Raw genomic sequence first — 19,821 nt, 5'->3', positions numbered from 1 at the left:
GTCGTGTCGGCCGCCTCGGCGGAGCCGTCGTGGAGCCTACGGCTTGGGCGTGGCGTGCGGGGCGCAGGTCACGTCCGCGGCGTCCAGCTCACCCGTGAGGAGGTAGGTGTCCACCCGGGTGTTGATGCAGGAGTTGGCCAGGCTGGTGACGCCGTGGGAGCCCGCGGCCTTCTCGGTGATCAGGCGGGAGCCCTTGAAGCGCTGGTGCAGTTCGACGGCGCCCTCGTAGGGAGTGGCCGCGTCCTTCTCGGACTGCACGATGAGCACCGGCGGGAGGCCCTTGTGGGTCTTGACGTTCACCGGGGTCTGCTGCTTGACCGGCCAGGTGGCGCACGGCAGGTTCATCCAGGCGTTGACCCAGGTCATGAACGGGTGGTCCTTGTGCAGACGCGTGTTGTCACGGTCCCACTTGGTCCAGCTGGTGGGCCACTTGGCGTCGGTGCACTCGACGGCCGTGTAGACGGCGTTGCTGTTCTCGGAGGCGGCGTTGCCGGCCGTGTCCGACAGGTCCGGGGCGGCGGCGTCGACGAGGGCCTGGGTGTCACCGGCGACGTACTTGCTGAAGACGGTGGCGACCGGGACCCAGGAGGAGTCGTAGTACGGGGCGCTCTGGAAGAAGGAGATCAGCTCGGCGGGGCCGACGACACCGCCGAGGGGGCTCTTCTTCGCCGTGGCGCGCAGGTCGAGCCACTTGGCCTGGACGGCGGCGCGGGTGGTGCCGAGGTGGAAGGTCGCGTCGTTGGCGGCGACCCAGTCCTGCCAGTCCTTCCAGCGGCCCTCGAAGGCGACGTCCTGGTCGAGGTTGGCCTGGTACCAGATCTTCTCCCGCGAAGGGTTCACCACGCTGTCGACGACCATGCGGCGCACGTGCCCCGGGAACAGGGTGCCGTAGACGGCGCCGAGGTAGGTGCCGTAGGAGACGCCGAGGAAGTTCAGCTTCTTCTCACCGAGGGCGGCGCGGATGACGTCGAGGTCGCGCACGGTGTTCGGCGTGGTCATGTACGGCAGCATGTCGCCGCTGCGCTCGTGGCAGCCCTCGGCGTACTCACGGGCGAGCTTGCGCTGCGCGCGCTTGTCGGCCTCGGTGTCCGGGACGGGGTCGGCCTTGGGCGCCTTGACGAACTCCTGCGGGTCGACGCAGGAGATGGGCGCGGAGTGGCCGACGCCGCGCGGGTCGAAGCCCACGAAGTCGTAGGCCTTGGCGATGTTGGCCCAGACCGGGGCCTTGGTGGTGACCCGGCGCGGGAAGCGCAGGCCGGAGCCGCCGGGGCCGCCGGGGTTGTAGACGAGCGCGCCCTGGCGCTCCTCCTTCGTCCCGGTGCTGCCGATGCGGTCGACGGCGATCTTGATCTGCTTGCCGTCGGGCCTGGCGTAGTCGAGCGGCACGGTCACGTAGCCGCACTGGATGGGCTTCTCCAGTCCCCAGTCGGCGGGACAGTCCTGCCAGTCGACGCCGGCCTTCGCGGCCCGCGCCGCGGCGATCGCGGCGCCGCGCATCTCGCGGTCCTGCCCCGGCCGGTCGCCGGTCGCGCTCGCGGTCGGTGCCATGACCGCGCCGGCCACCAGCGTGGCGGCGACGAGTGCGCCGGCCGAGCCGAGCGCGGCCGTCCGTCCGGTCGGTCGTGTGTCCCTCAAGTGGGCCCTCCCCGTATCTCAGTTCGTGATGCGGAACGTCAGTACGGGATCCTTGCGGCTGTGAGGTCCCTGAGAACAGGTGTCGTCGGCCTTCTTTGCCAATCCGATAACCGGAGAGACACGTCCCGCTCACCGGATGAACGCCGTCGTCAGGTCAAGGACTCGAGCGCCTCGTCCAGGACGCGCCGCAGCCGCAGGCCGTCCGGCGCGACCGCGGTCACCAGGGCCGCGGGACCGGCCAGCGGCACGAGCGTGGCGCCGTCGCCCAGCATCCGGGCGGGGACGGGATCGCCGGCGAACTCCGGCCGTACGACGACCAGCTGACCGACGGCGCGGTGTCCCGCGAGGACGGCGGGGCCGTCCCAGCCGCCGGGGGCGCCCGGCCCGCAGGCCAGTTCCTGGACGAGGACGGCACGCCCGCCGACCCGGACGACGAGCCGGCCGGTGAGCCGGCCGGGCACCTCGCCGGCCCGGCCGAGCACCTGTTCCTCGCGCAGCACGAGCCGGGCGCCCGGGGCGAGGTCGGCGTGGGTGATGACGTACAGGTCGCTGCCCCGCGCGGAGATCAACGGCTCGGGCAGCCAGTGCAGTTCGCCGCCGTCGGCGACGTCCAGCCGTACCGTGTAGTGGGCCTCGTCCTTGACCTGGCCGGGCAGGGCGATGGTGGCGGCGGCCGAGCCGACGCGCAGCCGGGCGCCGCTCGCGACGTCCGCCGTGACGGCGAAGCGGTCGCCGCCGAGCGGCCCGCTCATCGCGCCGACCAGCATCACACGGGCCTCGCCGGCGTCGCCGCGGGTCCGCCGCAGCGCGAGCGGCCCGTCGCTCTCCAGCACGGGCAGCGCGGTGCCGCCGCGCCCGTCCGCACGGGCCCGGATCCGCGCGGTGGCGTGCACACCGCTCATCTCAGGCCGTCCACGCGGCGAGCCGCTCCCGCACCCACGCGGCGACCTGCCGTACGCCGTCCTCGCTCCGCAACGACTGGAACACCACGGGCAGTCCGGCGCGCTGCGCCTCGGCGTCGGCGGCCATCCGGGCGAGGTCGGAGCCGACGTACGGCGCGAGGTCGGTCTTGTTGACGACGAGGAGGTCGGCGGTGGTCACGCCGGGCCCGCCCTTGCGGGGGATGTCGTCCCCGCCGGCGACGTCGATGACGAAGACCTGCGCGTCCACGAGCCCCTTGGAGAAGGTCGCGGTGAGGTTGTCCCCGCCGGACTCGACCAGGACGAGGTCCAGCGGTCCCACCTCGTCCTCCAGGTCCTCCACCGCCTCGAGGTTGGCGGAGATGTCGTCGCGGATCGCGGTGTGCGGGCAGGCCCCGGTCTCGACGGCCGTGATCCGCTCGGGCGGCAGCACGGCCTCCCGCAGCAGGAACTCGGCGTCCTCGCGGGTGTAGATGTCGTTGGTGACGACCGCCAGCGAGAGTTCGTCGCGCAGCGCCCGGCAGAGCGCGGCCACGGTGGCGGTCTTGCCGGATCCGACGGGCCCGCCGAGTCCGATCCGCAGGGCGCGGCGCGCCCCGTCGGGCCGCCGGGCGTCGGCACCGACGGCGGCGGGCCCGTGGTGGTCGTGGTCGAGATGCATGGACGGCTCCTTTTCGACTGGCCGGGCCGCACGGCCCGGCCGGCGTGCGCGGACGGGTCGTCCGGGCCGGTGGGGTGGGTCTGGGGCATGGCCCCGGGGGCGGGAAGGAAAGGCGAGGGCGGGAGCACCTCACGCACCTCACGCACCTCACGAGGCGAACAACCGCACACCCCACCCCGCATGCGCCTGCGCCCCGATCTCCAGCAACGGCGCGGACGCGGCGGGCAGCGCCTCCACCCCCTCGCCCGGCACCGCCGCCCCCGCGAGCACCGCCCGGTCCACGACCCGGTCCAGCTCGGGGGCGAGCCGGGCCAGCACCCCCGTCGCCCGGAACGGGTCGAGGCCCAGCAGGCGCACGACCGCCGTGGCCGGACCGCTCACGCTCTCGTACGCCGCGCAGTAGGCCGCGTCCCGGGGGCCGAGCCCGGCCGCACGGGCCGTCAGCCCGAGCACCACCGGCTGGTGCGCCCCCTTGGGGAACTCCCCCGCCAGCGCGTCCAGTCCGGCATCGGGCCAGGTGGCCCGCGCCGCCCGGAGCAGCTGCCGCCCGAGCCGGCGGGCGGTCGCCCGCAGTGCGGGCGACGGTGTCCGTGCGTCGGCGGCGGCGTCCAGTGCGCCGGGATCCGCCCCGGCCGCCGCGGCCGCGGCCAGCGCCGCCGCCACGAGCCCGGCCGTGTGCAGCCGGCCCCGGCAGAAGTCCTCCAGGTCCGCCGCGCCGGTGATCCGGCCCGCCCCGACCGCCTCCTCGGCTCCGCCGGAGTGGGCGTGCCCGCCGGCGGGGAAGCGTCCGTCGGCGAGGACGAGAAGTGCCGCCCTGCTCATCGCGGGCCCCTCAGAAGAGGAAGTAGCGCTGGGACATGGGCAGTTCGGCCGCGGGCGCCGCCTCGACCAGCTCGCCGTCGATGCGTACGGCGAAGCTGTCGGGGTCGACCTCGACCCGCGGCCGGGCGTCGTTCTCCCGCATGTCGGCCTTGGTCACGCCCCGCGTGGAGTCGATCGCGACGAACTTCTTGCCCAGGTGCAGGCGTTCCGGGAGTCCGTCCTCGATCGCCGTCGGCGCGACGAAGTTGAACGAGTTGGACGCCGGTGCCCGGCCGATCGCCCCGTACATGGGACGGGGCAGGATCGGCTGCGGGGTGGGGATGGACGCGTTGGCGTCGCCCATCTGCGCGTAGGCGATCTGCCCGCCCTTGATGACGAGGTGCGGCTTGACGCCGAAGAACGCCGGTTCCCACAGGACCAGGTCGGCCAGCTTGCCGGTCTCGACGGAGCCGATCTCCCTCGCCAGGCCCTGCGCGAGCGCGGGATTGATCGTGTACTTGGCGACGTAGCGGCGCACCCGGTGGTTGTCGGCGGCGCCGTCCCCGGGCAGCGCGCCCCGGCGCCGCTTCATCACGTGCGCCGTCTGCCAGGTCCGCAGGACGACCTCGCCGACCCGGCCCATCGCCTGGGCGTCGGAGGAGATGATCGAGATGGCGCCGAGGTCGTGGAGGACGTCCTCCGCGCCGATGGTGGAGGGCCTGATCCGGGACTCGGCGAAGGCGAGGTCCTCCGGCACCGCGGGGTTGAGGTGGTGGCAGACCATCAGCATGTCGAGGTGTTCCTCGGCGGTGTTGACGGTGTACGGCCGCGTCGGGTTCGTCGAGCTCGGCAGCACGTGCGGCTCGGAGACGACGGTCATGATGTCGGGCGCGTGCCCGCCGCCCGCGCCCTCGGTGTGGTAGGCGTGGATGCCGCGGCCGGCGATCGCCGCGAGCGTGTCGCCCACGAATCCGGCCTCGTTCAGCGTGTCCGTGTGGATGGCGACCTGGATGCCGGTGCGGTCCGCGACCGTGAGGGCGGCGTCGATGACGGCCGGGGTGGAGCCCCAGTCCTCGTGCAGTTTCAGGCCCATCGCGCCGCCCCGGATCTGGGAGAGCATCGCCTCGTGGGAGACGGTGTTGCCCTTGCCGAGGAAGCCGATGTTGAGCGGGTACTGCTCCATCGCCTCCAGCATGCGGGCCAGGTGCCAGGGGCCGGGCGTCACGGTGGTCGCCTTCGAGCCCTCGGCCGGCCCGGTGCCGCCCCCGACCAGGGTGGTCACGCCCGCGGAGAGCGCCTCGTCGGCGATCTGGGGACAGATGAAGTGGACGTGGGCGTCGATCGCGCCGGCCGTGAGGATCCGTCCGTTGCCGGCGATGACCTCGGTCTCGGGCCCGATCACCAGGTCGGGGTGGACGCCGTCCATGGTGTCGGGGTTGCCGGCCTTGCCGATGCCGGTGATGCGGCCGTCGCGGATGCCGATGTCGGCCTTGACGACGCCCCAGTGGTCGACGACGACGGCCCCGGTGACGACGGTGTCCGGCGTGCCGTCCGCGCGCGTGGCGCGCGCCTGTCCCATGGACTCCCGGATGACCTTGCCGCCGCCGAACACGGCCTCGTCACCGGCGAGCCCCGGCCCGCCGCAGCGGTCCTCCTCGATCTCGATCAGCAGGTCGGTGTCGGCGAGCCGGATGCGGTCCCCGGTGGTCGGCCCGAACAGGTCGGCGTACGCGGCACGCGAGATCTCAGGCATCGAGGGCACCTCCGGTCTCCCCGCGCAGACCGGGCACGACCCTGGCGCCGGCGAGCGGGACGAGTTCGACGTCGACGGGGATCCCGGGTTCGAAGCGCACGGCGGTGCCGGCGGCGACGTTCAGCCGTTTGCCGCGCGCGGCGGCGCGGTCGAACTCCAGTCCGGGGTTGGCCTCGGCGAAGTGGTAGTGGGAGCCGACCTGGACGGGCCGGTCGGCGGCGTTGAGGACGGTGAGCCGGGTGATCTCGCGGCCCGCGTTGCAGACGATCGGGCCGGACGCGAACAGGATCTCGCCGGGAATCATCGCGGCCCCCTCAGACGATCGGGTCGTGGACGGTGACGAGCTTGGTGCCGTCCGGGAAGGTCGCCTCGACCTGCACCTCGTGGATCATCTCGGGGATGCCTTCCATGACGTCGTCACGGGTGAGCAGCGTGCGGCCGGAGGCCATCAACTCGGCGACGGTACGGCCGTCCCGCGCGCCCTCGAGGAGGTGCGCGGTGATCAGGGCGACGGCCTCGGGGTGGTTGAGTCTGAGCCCCCGGGCCCTGCGCCTCTCGGCGACGTCGGCGGCCACATGGATGAGCAGCCTCTCCTGCTCGTGCGGGGTCAGTCGCACGTCCCACCTCACCTCCTCGCTCCGGACCGTGCGGGGTCCGGTTGCCGCGGCCATCGGGCAAAGTGCCTGGTGGCGTGGAGGGGCACGCTAGTTGGGCCGCGTTTCGAGGACGTTAACCATGCCGTGATCCGCGGACGCGTCCGGTGCGCGCGTTCACCCGTCCGGGCGCCCGGGAGCTCAGGCGTCCGGGTGGCTAGGCGGGACCGGGCCCGTGGTGTTCCGCCGCGATCCCGAGCCGTCCCCGCCCGCGGGAGGCGGACGCCACGTCGCGGACGGCCGAGACCGAGCTGATCACCGGCTCCCCGGCCGGGGCGTCGAGCGCGTCGAGCCGCTCCAGGTCGGAGGCGGAGACGAGGGCGACGAGGGGCTTGCCGTGCCGCGTCACGACGACGCGCTCACCGCCGTACACCACCCGGTTGATCAGGTCGGCGAGTTCAGCCCTGGCTTGTGTCACCGGAATCTCGTAGGCCATGGACCCATCCTAACGTGACGTACGTCCTGTACATTTTTTACCGATGCCCAAGGAGGGGTTCCCATGGCCCGACCGCCCGCCCGTCACGCGCCGGACGCGGGGTGAGCCGCCGATGCTCCCCGAACTGCCGCCGCTGCCGGCGCTGACCCGCGCCGAGGCCGAATTGATCGACCGTTACCTGGAGGTGGTCGACCTGGTCGGCCGCGTCAACCCCGCCCGGCACGGCGACACGTACGGCGGACTGCGGGCCGCCCAGGCGCTGGTGAGCCGGGCGACCGCGCTGCGGGACGCGCTGACGCTGATGCACCAGCGGGGCGAGAGCGAGCTGCACGCGCCCACGCTCGCGCGGGCGCTGCGCCTCCTGGACGGGGAGCGCCGCACGGCGCGCGTCACGATGCCGCCGCCCTCCGACAGTTGACCCGCCTCCGTCCGGTCAGGACGGACGGCGCGGAGCGCGCGCCGTCCGGACCGGGACACAAACGGACCGAACGGTGTACCCCTGTTCGGCGTACGGGTGACTGCTTTCCCCGAGCCGCAGAAGTTGCGCGGCGAGCGGCCGAAGTGGGCGGAATCCAGGGTTCCCGTGCTGGTCGGAGGCCTGGTGGCTCCTTGACATCTGATCGAACATCAGGGTGTCCACCCGAACGGGTGAGTGGTGAGTAACCCCACAAATACCCGGTTCCGTTGGGATTTTCGGACATCGGTGAGTCAAGATCCGTGACTGACGACAAGCCCCCGCCACAAGCGGCGGGGCGGTCCGGGCGGACGCCGAGTCCTGCCGCCGTCCGGATGCCCGAGTCGACAGGAGTGCACCGGCAGGAGTGGAGGACCCGAGCAAGCCGGGTCGCCGGTACGGCCGTCCCCGCCAGGGGAGGCGCCGGGCCGAGCAGCCCTTGGGGTGAAGCCGCAGCAGCGGCCGGGCAACTTCGCCAGCCCGAATCCGACAGGTCATCCTTCACAGGCGGCTGACGAAGGGTTGCGCATGACTGCGCTCAATCGTGTCCCGTCGCTCATGGCCCGGGCCGGTACGGCCTCGGCGTTCGCCATCGCCGCCGTCGGCGGCTCGATCGTGGTCCCGGGTGCGGCGTCCGACGCCGCGGCCGCCACCCCGGCGACGAAGGCGCTCAAGGTGGCGGCCTCCAAGAAGGGCTCGCCGTACCGGTACGGGGCCACCGGGCCGAACCGGTTCGACTGCTCCGGGCTGACGCTGTACTCGTTCAAGAAGGCCGGCAAGAAGCTGCCGCGCACGGCCGCCCAGCAGTACAACAAGACGCGCCACATCTCCGCCGGCAGCCGCAAGGCCGGGGACCTGGTGTTCTTCCACTCGGGGTCGAACGTCTACCACGTCGGGATCTACGCCGGTAAGGGCAAGATCTGGCACTCCCCGAAGACCGGGGACGTGGTGCGGCTCCAGAAGATCTGGACCAAGAGCGTCTGGTACGGGCGGGTCAAGTGACCTCCCGGGGCGGTGGCGGCGTCCTGACGCGCCGCCACCGCCCCGGGACCCACCCACCGCCCCGGCGTCCGTTCCCGGCCCTTCGCGGGGCGCGGCGGCCGCCGGGCCGCCTCCCGGAGGGCCGTGCGGGCCCGGGCCGCTCCTGAGGGGCCGCCGCCGGGGCGGGGCGGCCCGAGAAGGCCCCGAGAGGCCCCACGGGGCCCAAAGAGCCCCCGGAGGGGCTCAGCGGCCCCCGGAGGGGCTCAGCGGAGCCCGGACGCGCCCCGAGGGCCCGTCAGAGGTCCTGCGGCCCCGCCGCCGTCGCCGGCGGCACCTGGGCGGCGGGCTCGGCGGGGACCGTCCAGGGCAGCTCGATGAAGACGGTCTTGCCGCCCTCCCGGGTGGGGCGGACCCGGAGCCTGCCGCCGCACTCCGCGGTCAGCCATCTGATGATCACCATGCCTCGGCCGTTGTCCTGCTGGACGGCGGCCGGCAGCCGTTGGGGGAACCGCGGATGGCTGTCGGTGACACCGACGTACAGCCGCTCGTCGCGCTCGAGGACGAGGTCCACCGTGAAGGTGGGCGACTGCCCGAAGGTGTGCTGCACGGCGTTGGTGGCCAGTTCGGAGACGATCAGGCGGACGGTGTCGGCCAGCTCCGCGGTGGTCGGCAGACCCCACTGCGCGAGGGTGTCGAGCACGTGGGTGCGGGCAGTGGACACCGAGGCGGGATCGCTCGGCAGAGTGACGGATGCTTCCAGGTGATCTGCCATGGCGACGTCGTCCCTTTCCCACGGGACCGGAGTCCGACACGGTGCGGATGGTTCGAGTACGGTCCCGGACTGGTGCTTCGCCGCCAGAGTGCCATCAACACGCCGGTCGCGAGTGGTGATCCACCAAGATGTGCATATATCTGTCGCTCGATGCGGTGAACTCCGCCAGAACGTGTCCGACGATTCGCGTGGGGTCGGCGCGCGGCGTCCGGCGGGAACGGTCGGACACGCCCTGGGGCGGAGCGCGGGCGGACGACCCGGAGGGAGTGACGAGGTCCCATGCAGCACGGTCCTGCGGTGCGCCGCCGGAAGCTGGGCGCCGAACTGCGGGCGCTGCGTTCCCGTGCGGGCCTCACCAGTGGTGAGGCGGCCGGGCTGGTGGGCTGGCACCAGTCGAAGGTGAGCCGGATCGAGACCGGCACCAGTGGTACGAAACCGGCCGACGTGCGGTCGCTCCTCGACGCCTACGGCGTGCGCGACGCGCAACTGCGGGAGCTGCTGCTGGCGTTGGCCGGCCCGGTCGGGGACGGCGGGCGCGAGCACTGGTGGCACGCCTATCGCGGGGTCCTGCCGCCCACCTACCGGGACTTCATCAGCCTGGAGTCGCAGGCGAGCGCGATGCGCACCCTGGAGACCACCGTCGTGCCGGGGCTGTTGCAGACCCCCGCGTACGCCCGCGCGGTGACCCGGGCCGCGGTGGAGGGTCTCGACGAGGACCGGCTGGACACGCTGGTGGAGGTGCGGCTGGCCAGGCAGGACGTGTTGCGGGCCCGGCCGCCGCTGGAGCTGGACGTGGTGCTCGACGAGGCGGTGCTGCGGCGGGAGGTGGGCGGCCGCGAGGTCATGGCGCGGCAGCTGGAGCGGCTGGTGGAGGCGGCCCGGCTGCCCCAGGTCAGGCTCCAGGTGCTGCCGTTCAGCGCCGGGGCGCACGTCGGTGTCACCGGCCCTTTCGTCATCTTCTCGTTTTCGACCACTTCTGATCTGGATGTGGTCGTTCTCGATCACCTGACGAGTAGCGTCCATCTCGAACGGAAAGAAGACCTCCGGGCCTACACCGAGGCCTTCGACGCCCTCCGGGCGCAGGCCCTTTCGCCCGGGGACTCACTGGACTACCTCGCCGCGACAGCTGACGGCGCGTAAGGAGGCACCATGACCGCACTGCCTCGCGACGTACCTTCCGGCACCGCCCCGCCCGCTCTCCCCCACCCGCGGGACCTTCGGTGGCTGCGCAGCAGCCACAGCACGGGAGCCAACAACTGCGTGGAGACGGCCCGCCCGGACCGCGGACCGTGGGCCGGTCTGCTCGCCGTGCGCGACTCCAAGGACCCGGCCGGGCCCGCCCTGCTCTTCTCCCCCGGGAGCTGGGCGGACTTCACCGCCGCGTTCCGCTGATCCCGGTCCGCCGCCCGGCCGCCGTCCCGCGCACGGCCGGGGGACGGCGGCTCACGGCCGGGTCGCGCCGATCACCCGCACCGCGCGCTCGATCTGCCCCTCGCCGAGGTCGGCGCGGGCGGTCAGCCTCAGGCGGGAGACGCCGTCGGGCACGGAGGGAGGACGGAAGCAGCCCACGGCCAGGCCCGCCGTCCGGCAGTCCGCCGCCCAGCGCACGGCCGCTTCCGGGGACGGGGCCCGCACGGAGACGACCGCGGCGTCCGGACGCACCGCCTCCAGGCCCGCGGCCGTCAGGCGCGCGTGCAGCTCGCCCGCCACCGCACGCGCGCGTGCCGCGCGTTCCGGCTCGCGCCGCAGCAGCGTCAGGGCCGCCAGGGCCGCGCCCGCCGCCGCCGGGGCGAGGCCGGTGTCGAAGATGAACGTCCGGGCGGTGTTGACCAGATGGTCGATCACGCGCGCGGGTCCGAGCACGGCGCCGCCCTGGCTGCCCAGCGACTTGGACAGCGTGACCGTGACCACGACGTCCTGCGCCCCCGCCAGTCCCGCCGCGTGCGGCGCGCCGCGGCCGCCCGCGCCGAGGACGCCGAGGCCGTGGGCGTCGTCGACGACGAGACCGGCGCCGTGCTCCCGGCAGGCACCGGCGAGGGCGGCCAGCGGGGCCGCGTCGCCGTCGACGGAGAAGACCGTGTCGGAGACCGCCAGGGCCGGGCCGGCGTGCGTGCCCAGCGCCTTGCGGACGGCGTCGGGGTCGGCGTGCGCGACGACCTGCGTGGTGCCGCGGGCCAGCCGGCAGCCGTCGATGAGCGAGGCGTGGTTGCCCGCGTCGGAGACGATCAGGGAGCCGTGCGGGGCCAGCGCGGTGACCGCGGCGAGGTTGGCGGCGTAGCCGGAGGAGAGGACCAGGGCCGCCTCGAAGCCGCAGAAGTCGGCCAGCTCCCGTTCCAGTTCGGCGTGCAGCTCGGTGGTGCCGGTGACGAGCCGGGAGCCGGTCGCGCCGCCGCCCCAGGTCCGCGCGGCCCGCGCCGCGCCCTCGGTGACCTCGGGGTGGCGGGCGAGGCCCAGGTAGTCGTTGCTCGCGAGATCCAGGAGCGGCGAGTCGGCCGGACGGGGGCGCAGGGTCCGTACGAGGCCGGCGGTGCGGCGCGCCCGCGCCCGCTCGTCGATCCAGCCGAACGCCATGGCTCGTCCTCCGGGGATTTTGTAGGCAGTGGACAGACACTAGCCGTACGTCGCGTATCCCATGGTGTGGCAATACCCACACGTCGAATGCCCTTCGTTGTACGAACTCTCCCTGGCCCGCGCACGGGTCGGTAGGACAGGATCGGCTCTCATGGACCTGCTGAACACGCTGGTGGACAAGGGGCTTCGGCGCGAGCTGCCGACCCGCGAAGAGGCGCTGGCCGTGCTGGCCACGTCCGACGACGACCTGCTCGACGTGGTGGCCGCCGCCGGGAAGGTGCGCCGTCACTGGTTCGGGCGACGGGTGAAACTCAACTACCTCGTCAACCTCAAGTCGGGCCTGTGCCCGGAGGACTGCTCCTACTGTTCCCAGCGGCTCGGCTCCACCGCGGGGATTCTCAAGTACACCTGGCTCAAGCCCGACGAGGCCTCGCGGGCCGCCGCCGCGGGGCTGGCCGGGGGCGCCAAGCGGGTCTGCCTGGTGGCGTCCGGGCGCGGCCCGACCGACCGGGACGTCGACCGGGTCTCCGAGACCATCAAGGCGATCAAGGACCAGAACGAGGGCGTCGAGGTGTGCGCCTGCCTGGGCCTGCTCTCCGACGGCCAGGCGGAGCGGCTGCGCGAGGCGGGCGCGGACGCCTACAACCACAACCTGAACACGTCCGAGGAGACGTACGCGGACATCACGACCACGCACACGTACGCCGACCGGGTGGACACGGTGCACAAGGCGCACGCGGCCGGTCTGTCGGCGTGCTCGGGGCTGATCGCCGGCATGGGCGAGTCGGACGGGGACCTGGTCGACGTCGTCTTCTCGCTGCGCGAACTGGACCCCGACTCCGTCCCGGTGAACTTCCTGATCCCGGTCGAGGGCACCCCACTGGCGAAGGAGTGGAACCTCACCCCGCAGCGCTGCCTGCGCATCCTGGCCATGGTGCGGTTCGTCTGCCCGGACGTGGAGGTGCGCATCGCGGGGGGCCGCGAGGTCCACCTGCGCACGATGCAGCCGCTCGCCCTGCACCTGGCCAACTCGATCTTCCTCGGCGACTACCTCACCACCGAGGGCCAGGCGGGCAAGGCCGACCTCGACATGATCGCGGACGCCGGGTTCGAGGTGGAGGGCGCGGGCGAGGTGACGCTGCCGGAGCACCGGGCCGGCGGGTGCGGTTCGCACGGGGGCGGCTGCGGGTCCTCCGAGGACGCCGGCGGCTGCGGGGGGCACGGGGCCGGCGGCGTCTGCGGGTCGCACGAGGACGGCGGTGTCCGCGCCCCGGCTTCCGTCCCGCAGGCGAACGAGGCCCGTACGGACCTGGTCGCCGTCCGCCGCCGGGGCGCCGGGACGGACCTCGCGCCCAATGCCTGAGCGGGACGTGTCCGGGCTGCTGGACCTCGACCGGCGGCACGTGTGGCATCCGTACGGTCCGATGCCGGGCCGGGTGGACCCGCTCGTCGTGGAGTCGGCGAGCGGGGTCCGGCTGCGGCTCGCCGACGGCTCCGGCGAGCTGGTCGACGGCATGTCCTCCTGGTGGTCGGCGATCCACGGCTACCGCCACCCGGTGCTCGACGAGGCGGTGCGCGCCCAGCTCGGGCGGATGAGCCACGTCATGTTCGGCGGGCTCACCCACGAGCCCGCCGTGCGGCTGGCGAAGCTGCTCGTCGACATCTCGCCCGAGGGGCTGGAGCACGTGTTCCTCGCCGACTCGGGGTCGGTGTCGGTCGAGGTCGCGGCGAAGATGTGCCTGCAGTACTGGCGCTCGCTGGGCCGTCCCCGCAAGCAGCGGCTGCTGACCTGGCGCGGCGGCTACCACGGGGACACCTGGCAGCCGATGTCCGTGTGCGACCCCGAGGGCGGGATGCACGACCTGTGGACCGGGGTCCTGCCCCGGCAGGTCTTCGTCGGTCCGCCGCCCACCGAGTACGACGAGTCGTACGCGCGTGAGCTGCGCGCGGCGATCGGGCGGCACGCCGACGAGCTGGCCGCGGTGATCGTGGAGCCGGTGGTGCAGGGCGCGGGCGGGATGCGGTTCCACTCCCCCGCGTACCTGACGGTGCTGCGCGAGGCGTGCGACGAGCACGGCGTGCTGCTGGTGTTCGACGAGATCGCCACCGGGTTCGGCCGCACGGGCGCGTTGTTCGCCGCCGGTCACGCCGGGGTGACCCCGGACGTGATGTGCGTCGGCAAGGCGATGACCGGCGGTTATCTGACGATGGCCGCGACTCTGTGCACGGGCCGGGTCGCCGAGGGCATCTCGCGGGGTGAGGTGCCGGTGCTGGCCCACGGTCCGACGTTCATGGGCAACCCGCTGGCCGCGGCGGTCGCCTGCGCCTCGGTCGAGCTGCTCCTCGGGCAGGACTGGCTCGCGGAGGTCCGGCGGATCGAGGCGGGACTGCGGGAGGGACTCGCCCCGGCCGCGGCCCTGCCGGGCGTGAAGGACGTGCGGGTGCTCGGCGCCATCGGGGTCGTCCAGCTCGACCACGAGGTGGACATGGAGGCCGCCACGCGGGCGGCCGTGCGCGAGGGCGTCTGGCTGCGGCCCTTCCGCGACCTCGTGTACACGATGCCGCCGTACGTCACCGGTGACGAGGACCTGGCGCGGATCGCGCGGGCCGTGTGCGCGGCGGCGCGGGAGGGATGACCATGCCGATCCTGGTGATCACGGGGACGGGCACGGAGGTCGGCAAGACGGTCACGACCGCCGCCGTCGCCGCCGCCGCGCTCGCGGCGGGCCGTTCGGTGGCCGTGCTGAAGGCCGCCCAGACCGGCGTACGGCCGGACGAGCGCGGCGACGCGGACGAGGTGGCACGGCTGGCGGGTGACGTCACGACCGCCGAACTGGCCCGCTATCCGGAGCCGTTGGCGCCGGCGACGGCGGCCCTGCGGGCCGGGATGGTGCCCGTGCGGCCGCGTGAGGTCGCCGACGCGGCGGCCAAGCTGGCCACCGAGCACGACCTGGTCCTCGTCGAGGGGGCCGGCGGGCTCCTGGTGCGGTTCGACGAGGCGGGCGGCACGCTGGCCGACGCCGCCGAACTGCTGCGGGCGCCGGTGCTGGTGGTGGCGTCGGCGGGGCTCGGCACGCTGAACACGACCGACCTGACGGCCCGTGAACTGCGGCTGCGGGGACTCGAGCTGCTCGGGGTGGTGATCGGCTCCTGGCCAGATTCCCCCGACCTGGCGACGCGGTGCAACGTCACCGACCTGCCGGACGTCGCCGGCGCCCCGCTGCTCGGCGCGCTGCCCGCGGGGTCGGGGTCGCTCACCCCGGCCGGCTTCCGTGCGGCGGCCCCCGGCTGGCTGGCGTCCCGGCTGGACGGGACGTGGGAGGCGGAGGCCTTCCGGAGCCGGACGGCACCGGAGCCCTGGAGCCCGTCCCCGGCGGGGCCGGGGGACCCGGGCCCGTCCTTCGGCCGGGGGGCGGACCGGTCGGACGCGTGAGCGGGGGCGCGGCGGGCCCGCACGGGGGAGAATCCCGGTAGGCCCGTCCGGCCCGGGAGGTCGCCATGCCGATACGGTCCGCCGGCTCCGGTGAGGTGTCCGGCGATCCCGTCCGCCACCCGCTGTTCGCGCGCTGCTACGCCCGGCTGAGCGTGACCGCGGAGACCCGCGGGGGCCTGGCCGCGCTGCGCGGCCGGCTGCTCGCCGGGCTCTCCGGCCGCGTCGTCGAGATCGGCGCGGGCAACGGCCTGAACTTCGCCCACTACCCAGGCACGGTCTCCGGGGTCGTGGCGGTCGAGCCGGAGCGGCGGCTGCGCGTCCTGGCGGCGCGGGCCGCGACGGGGGCCGGGGTGCCGGTGGACGTCGTGCCGGGCACGGCCGAGGCCCTGCCGGTGGAGAGCGGGGCCTTCGACGCGGCGGTGCTCTCGCTGGTCCTGTGCAGCGTGCGGGACCTGCCGCGGGCCCTCGCCGAGGTACGACGGGTGCTGCGGCCCGGCGGCCAGGTGCGGTTCCTGGAGCACGGCACGGGTGGCGGCCCGGCCATGGCCTTCGCCCAGCACGCGCTGGACCGGACGGTGTGGCCACTCCTGTGCGGCGGCTGCCACCTCTCCCGTGACCCGGTCGGGGCGCTGCGCGACGCCGGGTTCGAACTCGGCCCGTACCGGAGCCTGCTGGTCCCGGAGAGGGGACCGGCGCTGCCCTCGTCGTACTGCCGGCTGGGCACGGCCTGGCGGCCGGTCGCCGACGGGGCGCTCCGCTAGGGCGTGCCTGCCCCTTCCCGTCGGGCGCGCGACGCCCGGCACGGCTCCCCCACGGTCGGCTCCGCTCGCGCGGGAGGGACCCCCACCGCCGCGTCGTCGGACCACCCGGGTGCATCCGGTGCACGGGCGGTCGTACCGGTGTCCTGCCCCACCCCCGTGCGTGGTCACCGCGAGCCTTCCGGTGGCGCGTGGGTCCGCGACCTGATCCGTGGTGCCGGCAGGATCGCCACCGGCGACGGCCTCGCGGGGCGCGGCCCCGTCGTCGGCCGGGGCGCGTTCCGGAGGGTTCCCCCCTTGGCAGCGTGGTGCGGCCGACGAGCGAACGGGACCTTGTGTCGACTTCCGTTCATCTCGCCAGGGTTTGGACGCAACCAGGTGTCATCCAGAGTTGGTTGAGTGAGTCGTGAGCCGACGGAGCGGCCGTCCGGCCCGGTGCCGTGCACGGATGACCGGCCGGCGGCATCGGCGAGCACCGATGACATCGCACCGTCCGCCCCCACCTTCGACAAGGAGCAGTGCTCATGCCGCGTCAGCATGAACCCCGGGCCGGTGAGACGACGGCTTCCCTGGCCGTCCGCCGCGCGGTCGCCGTACCCGTGCCGGGCGAGGATCCCGGCACGGACCTGAGACCGCGCACGCCGGAGTCCGCCCCTGCTCCCGACTCCGCCGCCGATCCGGACGCCTCGGTGTCGACGGTGTCGTCCTCCGAACCCGCTCCCGGGCGGCGCACCCGATGGGACTTCCGGTCCACCACCGAGGAACCGGCGGCAGCCGAGCAGGAGGAGGAACGGCAGGAGAAAGAGGGGCAGCCGGAGGAACAGCGGCGGCAGGCGGCGGAGCCCGGCGAAGCGGGAGCCGGGGTGGTGGCCGGTGCGGTGGCCGGTGCGGTCGCGGCCGGCAACGGTGACGGCGGGAAGGCGGACGCGGACGCCGACGGGACGGGGCCGGGACGTCTGCGCGGGCCCATGGTGGCCGCGGCCGCCATCGTCGGGGCGGTGCTGATCTGCGTACCGCTGCTGATAATCGGACTGAACCGTGAGGACGAGCGCACGGTCGAGACGGCTCCCGCCGGCGGAACGACGCTCGACCCCGGTACGTCCGACGGCATCCCGGCCGTCGACTACCAGGCCGCGTCCCCGTCACCCTCGGCGTCGCCGAGCGGATCCGAGTCCGCGTCCGGCTCACCGGCCGAGTCCGATTCCGGGGCCGAGCCCGAACCCAGGTCCGAGCCCAAGTCCGAGCCCAAGTCCAAGTCTGTGCCGCCCCGTTCGGCCGAGGTGAAGGAAGCCGAGGCACCGGAGAGGAACGCGGCGACCGCCGTCCGGCGACTGGCCGTGAAGGATCCGGGCGGACGGCACATCTGCTACCGGGTCTACGCGGCGGGCCGGGGCTGGAGCGACGCGGTGTGCGACGGCGGGACAGCGGGCACGGCGGGCTCGGGGGCACCGATCACGGCCGTCAACATCGCCGTGTCCGGAACCAGGGGCACGTCCGGCGGCGCCTTCGTCCACGACCCCGCGTCGACCAACGGCGAGGGACACTTCCCCGAGCCGTGGTCGAACGCCGTCGACGGCATCGACAACTACGTCGGCAGTACCGAGAAGGACGCCCCGCACATGCTGGGGTTCACCATCAACGTCGACGGTGGCGCCGGCGCCGTCTGCCAGTCCTCCTACGTCCACGACGACGCCTGGCTCGGCCTGGCGTGCGACGAGCCCGGGACCGGGTACGACTTCACCTACGCCGGCACCCACGACAACAAGTCGTGGATCGAGGCGGTCCGGCTCGCGGTGTGATCCGGACCGTCCGCGGAGGGCCCGGCAAAGGGCCGGCGGGCGCGTGCCGTTCGGCCCGTCGACACGGGAGCGTGACAACGGGGCATTCGGGATGGTGAACCTCTTTCATCCTGAACAGTTGCAGATCAGCAGTGTGCGAACGGCTCGGGCGATGGTGCCGATACGGCGTGTGGAGCATCTGGCTCGTCGGAGCAGCCGCCAGGATCTCAACTGCGCGAAGGCGCGTTCGCCGGGTGCGCTCGGTCGGGCGTGGTCGCGGTTGAACTGCTGGTGGTGCTCGGGTTGTTCGCTGTGGTGGTAGCAGGGGGTGCGGACGGTGACGCCGGCGCCCTGGTAGGCGCGGTCCGCGAGGACGAGGATCTGCCTGTACCGCTCGGAAAGTCGTCGCTGCAGGTGCGTGCCCATGTCCTGGAGCGTCGGTAGCAGCTGGGCTGCCGTCATGGTGATCGCCTCGCTGATACCGCGCCGTCGCCGGGCGCAGGTCTTCCCGGTCCAGCACGGCCGTCCCGGCAAACTCCTACGCACCCGCACCCGCACCCGCACCCTCGGCGGAGCGATCAAAGAGTGCTGACATGCGACTTGACCAGTAGCGATGACTTTCCAAGCGGCACCGGTTCACCCCGGGCGATCGAGCGTTCTCGGCGTCGTGGCCGCACCGGCTGCCGTCGGAGGTGCCGCGCAGTCCGAGGGTGCTGGTGCGTCCAGATACGGTGCTGCGCTGGCACCGCGATCTGGTCGCGCGCCGCCACGCTGCTGCTTCCCGGCCGAAGCGCTCGGGAAGGCCGCGGACCGTGCGCTCCATCCGGCTCTTGGTGTTGCGGCTTGCGCGGGAAAATCCTGGTGGGGGGTATCGCCGCATCCACGGCGAACTCCTCGTTCTTGGGATCAAGGTGGCCGCCTTTACTGTCTGTGAGAGCCTCCAGGAGGCGGGGATCGACCCGGCACCGGACCGCGCTTCCAGTCAGCCCGGTGCGGCGGGAGGGCGTGCCGGGCGCCGCCGGGCAGGCGGACCCCGCGGCGTCCGGTGCTGGGGGCACCTCCCACGCCGTTCGGGCAGCGGGGGAGCGTCGCAAGGCGGCGGGCCGCCCCCGTGCCGGGTGCGGGCGGGCGGTCCCGACGACGCGGCCGGGGGTGCCCCCTCCGGGGGGAGTGGGTGCCGGACGCCGCGAGCCGGGCGGGACTTCGCGGACACCACCCGGCTCCTGTCCGGACGGCGCGTTCCGGGAGCCGGGGACCGCTCACAGGCTCCAGCGGCGCAGTTCCCGTGCGACGTCGTGGACCGAGGCGTCGCCGGTCTTGACCAGCCGGGCCAGGTCGCGGACCTGCTCGGGCGTGGTCACGACCTTCGCTCCGCTCGCCACCAGATAGGCGTAGGCGACGGCGCACGCGAAGAGGGCGTTCGAGCGCTCCAGCGCCGGGACGTGCAGGAGGAGTTGCAGGAGTGCCGCCGCGCGCGCGTGCGGCGAGTCGTAGACGGGGACGTCGAAGATCCGGGCCTCGTGGCGCGCGACCGCCGCCACCAGGGCGCCCCAGTCGGTGACCTGGGGGTCTCCGGGTGTCCTCCGCTCGGCGATCATCAGGAGCCAGGCGAGGTCGATCGTGAGGTCGCTCAAGGGGTCAGCGGCGACCTTCGCGGGCGCCGCCCTCGCGGAGCGTGCCGAACTCCTCCGCGAAGACGTCCTCGTACCGCTTCATGAAGTCGGCCGCGGCCTCGACGAACGTGTGGCCCGCCTCGCCGGTGTCCTGCCTGACCAGTTCCTCGATGTAGCGGTTGACGCTCATGCCGCGCGCGGTGGCGCGTTCGCGGGCGGCCTTGGCCGTGCCCTCGTCGACGCGCACGTTCAGCTGGGTCTTCGCCATACCTCGAAGCTAGCGCCGATCCGCTAGCACCGGCAAGGGCGGACGGGAACCCAGTAGTGATACCGGGTGCACTCCCGGTCACACCACGCTCGACCGGCCCCGGCCGGCCGCTGCGGGCGCGCTCACCGACCAGGACTCCGCCTGGGCTTCGGGACGGAGGGCGCGGCCCGGTCTTCGGCATCGCGACGGTCGCGACGTACGTGCCGGGCGGCCCCGTACGACCGCGAGGCCGGGCGGCCGGGCGGCCGGTCCGGCGTCCCGGCGTCCCCGCGTCCCGGCGGGAAAGGGGCCGCGGGCGTCCGGATGCTGGAATCCGGTGCCGGGGTGTCCCTCG

Annotated in this window: 22 protein-coding genes and 1 pseudogene; 10 read left to right on the top strand and 13 right to left on the bottom strand. The window is 73.7% G+C overall.

Features of this window, described 5'->3' with window-relative positions; genetic code table 11:
• Nucleotides 1–36 precede the first annotated feature (36 nt).
• The 8 genes from ACZ5FU_RS28925 to ACZ5FU_RS28890 all read right to left on the bottom strand — a co-directional run bounded on the left by ACZ5FU_RS28925 (nucleotide 37) and on the right by ACZ5FU_RS28890 (nucleotide 6,859).
• Nucleotides 37–1,635: an alpha/beta hydrolase gene (locus tag ACZ5FU_RS28925; protein WP_468643403.1), complete on the bottom strand. Its 1,599-nt coding sequence runs from the start codon at nucleotides 1,633–1,635 to the stop codon at nucleotides 37–39.
• A gap of 149 nt (nucleotides 1,636–1,784) precedes the next feature.
• The gene (locus ACZ5FU_RS28920) at nucleotides 1,785–2,537 is read right to left on the bottom strand and encodes an urease accessory protein UreD (protein ID WP_469047369.1); all 753 of its coding nucleotides are present in this window, start codon (nucleotides 2,535–2,537) and stop codon (nucleotides 1,785–1,787) included.
• A 1-nt stretch (nucleotide 2,538) separates the two neighbouring features.
• Nucleotides 2,539–3,216, bottom strand: coding sequence for an urease accessory protein UreG (ureG, locus tag ACZ5FU_RS28915; RefSeq protein ID WP_469047367.1), 678 nt, complete (start codon nucleotides 3,214–3,216; stop codon nucleotides 2,539–2,541).
• 147 nt (nucleotides 3,217–3,363) lie between these two features.
• Entirely contained in the window at nucleotides 3,364–4,038 is a 675-nt protein-coding gene (locus ACZ5FU_RS28910) for an urease accessory protein UreF (RefSeq protein WP_469047365.1), read from the bottom strand.
• Between the two features lie 10 nt (nucleotides 4,039–4,048).
• Nucleotides 4,049–5,770 carry an urease subunit alpha gene (locus tag ACZ5FU_RS28905; RefSeq protein WP_451528742.1) on the bottom strand — a complete coding sequence of 574 codons (1,722 nt, stop codon included), beginning with the start codon at nucleotides 5,768–5,770 and terminating at the stop codon, nucleotides 4,049–4,051.
• Nucleotides 5,763–6,074 (bottom strand): urease subunit beta, encoded by a 312-nt coding sequence (locus tag ACZ5FU_RS28900; RefSeq protein WP_451528743.1) that lies wholly within the window; start codon nucleotides 6,072–6,074, stop codon nucleotides 5,763–5,765. The genes ACZ5FU_RS28905 and ACZ5FU_RS28900 overlap by 8 nt, the downstream gene beginning before the upstream one ends.
• A gap of 10 nt (nucleotides 6,075–6,084) precedes the next feature.
• The gene (locus ACZ5FU_RS28895; RefSeq protein WP_451528744.1) at nucleotides 6,085–6,387 is read right to left on the bottom strand and encodes an urease subunit gamma; all 303 of its coding nucleotides are present in this window, start codon (nucleotides 6,385–6,387) and stop codon (nucleotides 6,085–6,087) included.
• A 193-nt stretch (nucleotides 6,388–6,580) separates the two neighbouring features.
• On the bottom strand, nucleotides 6,581–6,859 hold the full coding sequence (locus ACZ5FU_RS28890) for a type II toxin-antitoxin system Phd/YefM family antitoxin (protein ID WP_451528745.1): 279 nt from the start codon (nucleotides 6,857–6,859) through the stop codon (nucleotides 6,581–6,583).
• A gap of 112 nt (nucleotides 6,860–6,971) precedes the next feature.
• Between ACZ5FU_RS28890 and ACZ5FU_RS28885 the strand changes: the two genes are divergently transcribed.
• The gene (locus ACZ5FU_RS28885) at nucleotides 6,972–7,277 is read left to right on the top strand and encodes a hypothetical protein (protein WP_468643396.1); all 306 of its coding nucleotides are present in this window, start codon (nucleotides 6,972–6,974) and stop codon (nucleotides 7,275–7,277) included.
• A 564-nt stretch (nucleotides 7,278–7,841) separates the two neighbouring features.
• Nucleotides 7,842–8,315, top strand: coding sequence for a C40 family peptidase (locus tag ACZ5FU_RS28880; RefSeq protein WP_468643394.1), 474 nt, complete (start codon nucleotides 7,842–7,844; stop codon nucleotides 8,313–8,315).
• Nucleotides 8,316–8,589: 274 nt separating this feature from the next.
• Here the strand turns inward: ACZ5FU_RS28880 and ACZ5FU_RS28875 are convergent, their stop codons facing one another.
• Nucleotides 8,590–9,066, bottom strand: a complete 477-nt coding sequence (locus ACZ5FU_RS28875) for an ATP-binding protein (protein WP_468643392.1) — start codon at nucleotides 9,064–9,066, stop codon at nucleotides 8,590–8,592.
• A gap of 279 nt (nucleotides 9,067–9,345) precedes the next feature.
• On the opposite strand from ACZ5FU_RS28875, the gene ACZ5FU_RS28870 reads away from it, so the two are divergent.
• Both ACZ5FU_RS28870 and ACZ5FU_RS28865 read left to right on the top strand, forming a co-directional pair.
• Nucleotides 9,346–10,206, top strand: coding sequence for a helix-turn-helix domain-containing protein (locus ACZ5FU_RS28870; RefSeq protein WP_451530271.1), 861 nt, complete (start codon nucleotides 9,346–9,348; stop codon nucleotides 10,204–10,206).
• Between the two features lie 9 nt (nucleotides 10,207–10,215).
• Nucleotides 10,216–10,458 (top strand): DUF397 domain-containing protein, encoded by a 243-nt coding sequence (locus tag ACZ5FU_RS28865; protein ID WP_451530272.1) that lies wholly within the window; start codon nucleotides 10,216–10,218, stop codon nucleotides 10,456–10,458.
• A 51-nt stretch (nucleotides 10,459–10,509) separates the two neighbouring features.
• Here ACZ5FU_RS28865 and ACZ5FU_RS28860 read toward each other — a convergent pair whose 3' ends face one another.
• On the bottom strand, nucleotides 10,510–11,637 hold the full coding sequence (locus ACZ5FU_RS28860; RefSeq protein WP_451779483.1) for an 8-amino-7-oxononanoate synthase: 1,128 nt from the start codon (nucleotides 11,635–11,637) through the stop codon (nucleotides 10,510–10,512).
• A 151-nt stretch (nucleotides 11,638–11,788) separates the two neighbouring features.
• Between ACZ5FU_RS28860 and bioB the strand changes: the two genes are divergently transcribed.
• The 5 genes from bioB to ACZ5FU_RS28835 all read left to right on the top strand — a co-directional run bounded on the left by bioB (nucleotide 11,789) and on the right by ACZ5FU_RS28835 (nucleotide 17,627).
• On the top strand, nucleotides 11,789–13,000 hold the full coding sequence (gene bioB, locus ACZ5FU_RS28855) for a biotin synthase BioB (RefSeq protein WP_451530274.1): 1,212 nt from the start codon (nucleotides 11,789–11,791) through the stop codon (nucleotides 12,998–13,000).
• Nucleotides 12,993–14,273 (top strand): adenosylmethionine--8-amino-7-oxononanoate transaminase, encoded by a 1,281-nt coding sequence (locus ACZ5FU_RS28850; RefSeq protein WP_468838977.1) that lies wholly within the window; start codon nucleotides 12,993–12,995, stop codon nucleotides 14,271–14,273. Before bioB ends, ACZ5FU_RS28850 begins: the two co-directional genes overlap by 8 nt.
• A 2-nt stretch (nucleotides 14,274–14,275) precedes the next feature.
• Complete coding sequence (gene bioD / locus ACZ5FU_RS28845; RefSeq protein WP_468643494.1) at nucleotides 14,276–15,070, top strand: dethiobiotin synthase; 795 nt, start codon at nucleotides 14,276–14,278, stop codon at nucleotides 15,068–15,070.
• A 65-nt stretch (nucleotides 15,071–15,135) separates the two neighbouring features.
• Complete coding sequence (locus ACZ5FU_RS28840) at nucleotides 15,136–15,831, top strand: class I SAM-dependent methyltransferase (RefSeq protein WP_451530276.1); 696 nt, start codon at nucleotides 15,136–15,138, stop codon at nucleotides 15,829–15,831.
• Between the two features lie 521 nt (nucleotides 15,832–16,352).
• Nucleotides 16,353–17,627: a hypothetical protein gene (locus ACZ5FU_RS28835; protein WP_469047363.1), complete on the top strand. Its 1,275-nt coding sequence runs from the start codon at nucleotides 16,353–16,355 to the stop codon at nucleotides 17,625–17,627.
• A 105-nt stretch (nucleotides 17,628–17,732) separates the two neighbouring features.
• Here the strand turns inward: ACZ5FU_RS28835 and ACZ5FU_RS28830 are convergent.
• Nucleotides 17,733–17,993 (bottom strand): annotated as a pseudogene (locus tag ACZ5FU_RS28830) (transposase family protein); the annotation flags it as partial.
• A gap of 37 nt (nucleotides 17,994–18,030) precedes the next feature.
• Here ACZ5FU_RS28830 and ACZ5FU_RS28825 point away from each other — a divergent pair.
• A complete protein-coding gene (locus ACZ5FU_RS28825; protein WP_469047361.1) occupies nucleotides 18,031–18,198 on the top strand; it encodes a hypothetical protein in 168 nt (55 codons plus the stop codon).
• A 667-nt stretch (nucleotides 18,199–18,865) separates the two neighbouring features.
• On the opposite strand, the gene ACZ5FU_RS28820 is transcribed toward ACZ5FU_RS28825, so the two are convergent.
• Together ACZ5FU_RS28820 and ACZ5FU_RS28815 are read right to left on the bottom strand one after the other, a co-directional pair.
• Complete coding sequence (locus tag ACZ5FU_RS28820) at nucleotides 18,866–19,240, bottom strand: fic family toxin-antitoxin system, toxin component (RefSeq protein ID WP_451530279.1); 375 nt, start codon at nucleotides 19,238–19,240, stop codon at nucleotides 18,866–18,868.
• 4 nt (nucleotides 19,241–19,244) lie between these two features.
• Complete coding sequence (locus ACZ5FU_RS28815) at nucleotides 19,245–19,487, bottom strand: toxin-antitoxin system HicB family antitoxin (protein WP_451779495.1); 243 nt, start codon at nucleotides 19,485–19,487, stop codon at nucleotides 19,245–19,247.
• Nucleotides 19,488–19,821: the final 334 nt, after the last annotated feature.

The sequence above is a fragment of the Streptomyces sp. NPDC031554 genome, assembly GCF_055580685.1.
This window is presented reverse-complemented; position numbering and strand designations above follow the sequence as displayed.

Excerpts from the sequence above, each read along its gene's own strand:
- bioB (WP_451530274.1), top strand. The coding sequence starts at position 11,789 with ATGGACCTGCTGAACACGCTGGTGGACAAGGGGCTTCGGCGCGAGCTG.
- ACZ5FU_RS28875 (WP_468643392.1), bottom strand. The coding sequence starts at position 9,066 with ATGGCAGATCACCTGGAAGCATCCGTCACTCTGCCGAGCGATCCCGCC.
- ACZ5FU_RS28910 (WP_469047365.1), bottom strand. The coding sequence starts at position 4,038 with ATGAGCAGGGCGGCACTTCTCGTCCTCGCCGACGGACGCTTCCCCGCC.
- ACZ5FU_RS28900 (WP_451528743.1), bottom strand. The coding sequence starts at position 6,074 with ATGATTCCCGGCGAGATCCTGTTCGCGTCCGGCCCGATCGTCTGCAAC.
- ACZ5FU_RS28815 (WP_451779495.1), bottom strand. The coding sequence starts at position 19,487 with ATGGCGAAGACCCAGCTGAACGTGCGCGTCGACGAGGGCACGGCCAAG.
- ACZ5FU_RS28825 (WP_469047361.1), top strand. The coding sequence starts at position 18,031 with ATGTCCTGGAGCGTCGGTAGCAGCTGGGCTGCCGTCATGGTGATCGCC.
- ACZ5FU_RS28840 (WP_451530276.1), top strand. The coding sequence starts at position 15,136 with ATGCCGATACGGTCCGCCGGCTCCGGTGAGGTGTCCGGCGATCCCGTC.
- ACZ5FU_RS28865 (WP_451530272.1), top strand. The coding sequence starts at position 10,216 with ATGACCGCACTGCCTCGCGACGTACCTTCCGGCACCGCCCCGCCCGCT.
- ACZ5FU_RS28920 (WP_469047369.1), bottom strand. The coding sequence starts at position 2,537 with ATGAGCGGTGTGCACGCCACCGCGCGGATCCGGGCCCGTGCGGACGGG.
- ACZ5FU_RS28905 (WP_451528742.1), bottom strand. The coding sequence starts at position 5,770 with ATGCCTGAGATCTCGCGTGCCGCGTACGCCGACCTGTTCGGGCCGACC.
- ACZ5FU_RS28835 (WP_469047363.1), top strand. The coding sequence starts at position 16,353 with ATGCCGCGTCAGCATGAACCCCGGGCCGGTGAGACGACGGCTTCCCTG.
- ureG (WP_469047367.1), bottom strand. The coding sequence starts at position 3,216 with ATGCATCTCGACCACGACCACCACGGGCCCGCCGCCGTCGGTGCCGAC.
- ACZ5FU_RS28870 (WP_451530271.1), top strand. The coding sequence starts at position 9,346 with ATGCAGCACGGTCCTGCGGTGCGCCGCCGGAAGCTGGGCGCCGAACTG.
- ACZ5FU_RS28850 (WP_468838977.1), top strand. The coding sequence starts at position 12,993 with ATGCCTGAGCGGGACGTGTCCGGGCTGCTGGACCTCGACCGGCGGCAC.
- ACZ5FU_RS28885 (WP_468643396.1), top strand. The coding sequence starts at position 6,972 with ATGCTCCCCGAACTGCCGCCGCTGCCGGCGCTGACCCGCGCCGAGGCC.
- bioD (WP_468643494.1), top strand. The coding sequence starts at position 14,276 with ATGCCGATCCTGGTGATCACGGGGACGGGCACGGAGGTCGGCAAGACG.
- ACZ5FU_RS28890 (WP_451528745.1), bottom strand. The coding sequence starts at position 6,859 with ATGGCCTACGAGATTCCGGTGACACAAGCCAGGGCTGAACTCGCCGAC.
- ACZ5FU_RS28860 (WP_451779483.1), bottom strand. The coding sequence starts at position 11,637 with ATGGCGTTCGGCTGGATCGACGAGCGGGCGCGGGCGCGCCGCACCGCC.
- ACZ5FU_RS28880 (WP_468643394.1), top strand. The coding sequence starts at position 7,842 with ATGACTGCGCTCAATCGTGTCCCGTCGCTCATGGCCCGGGCCGGTACG.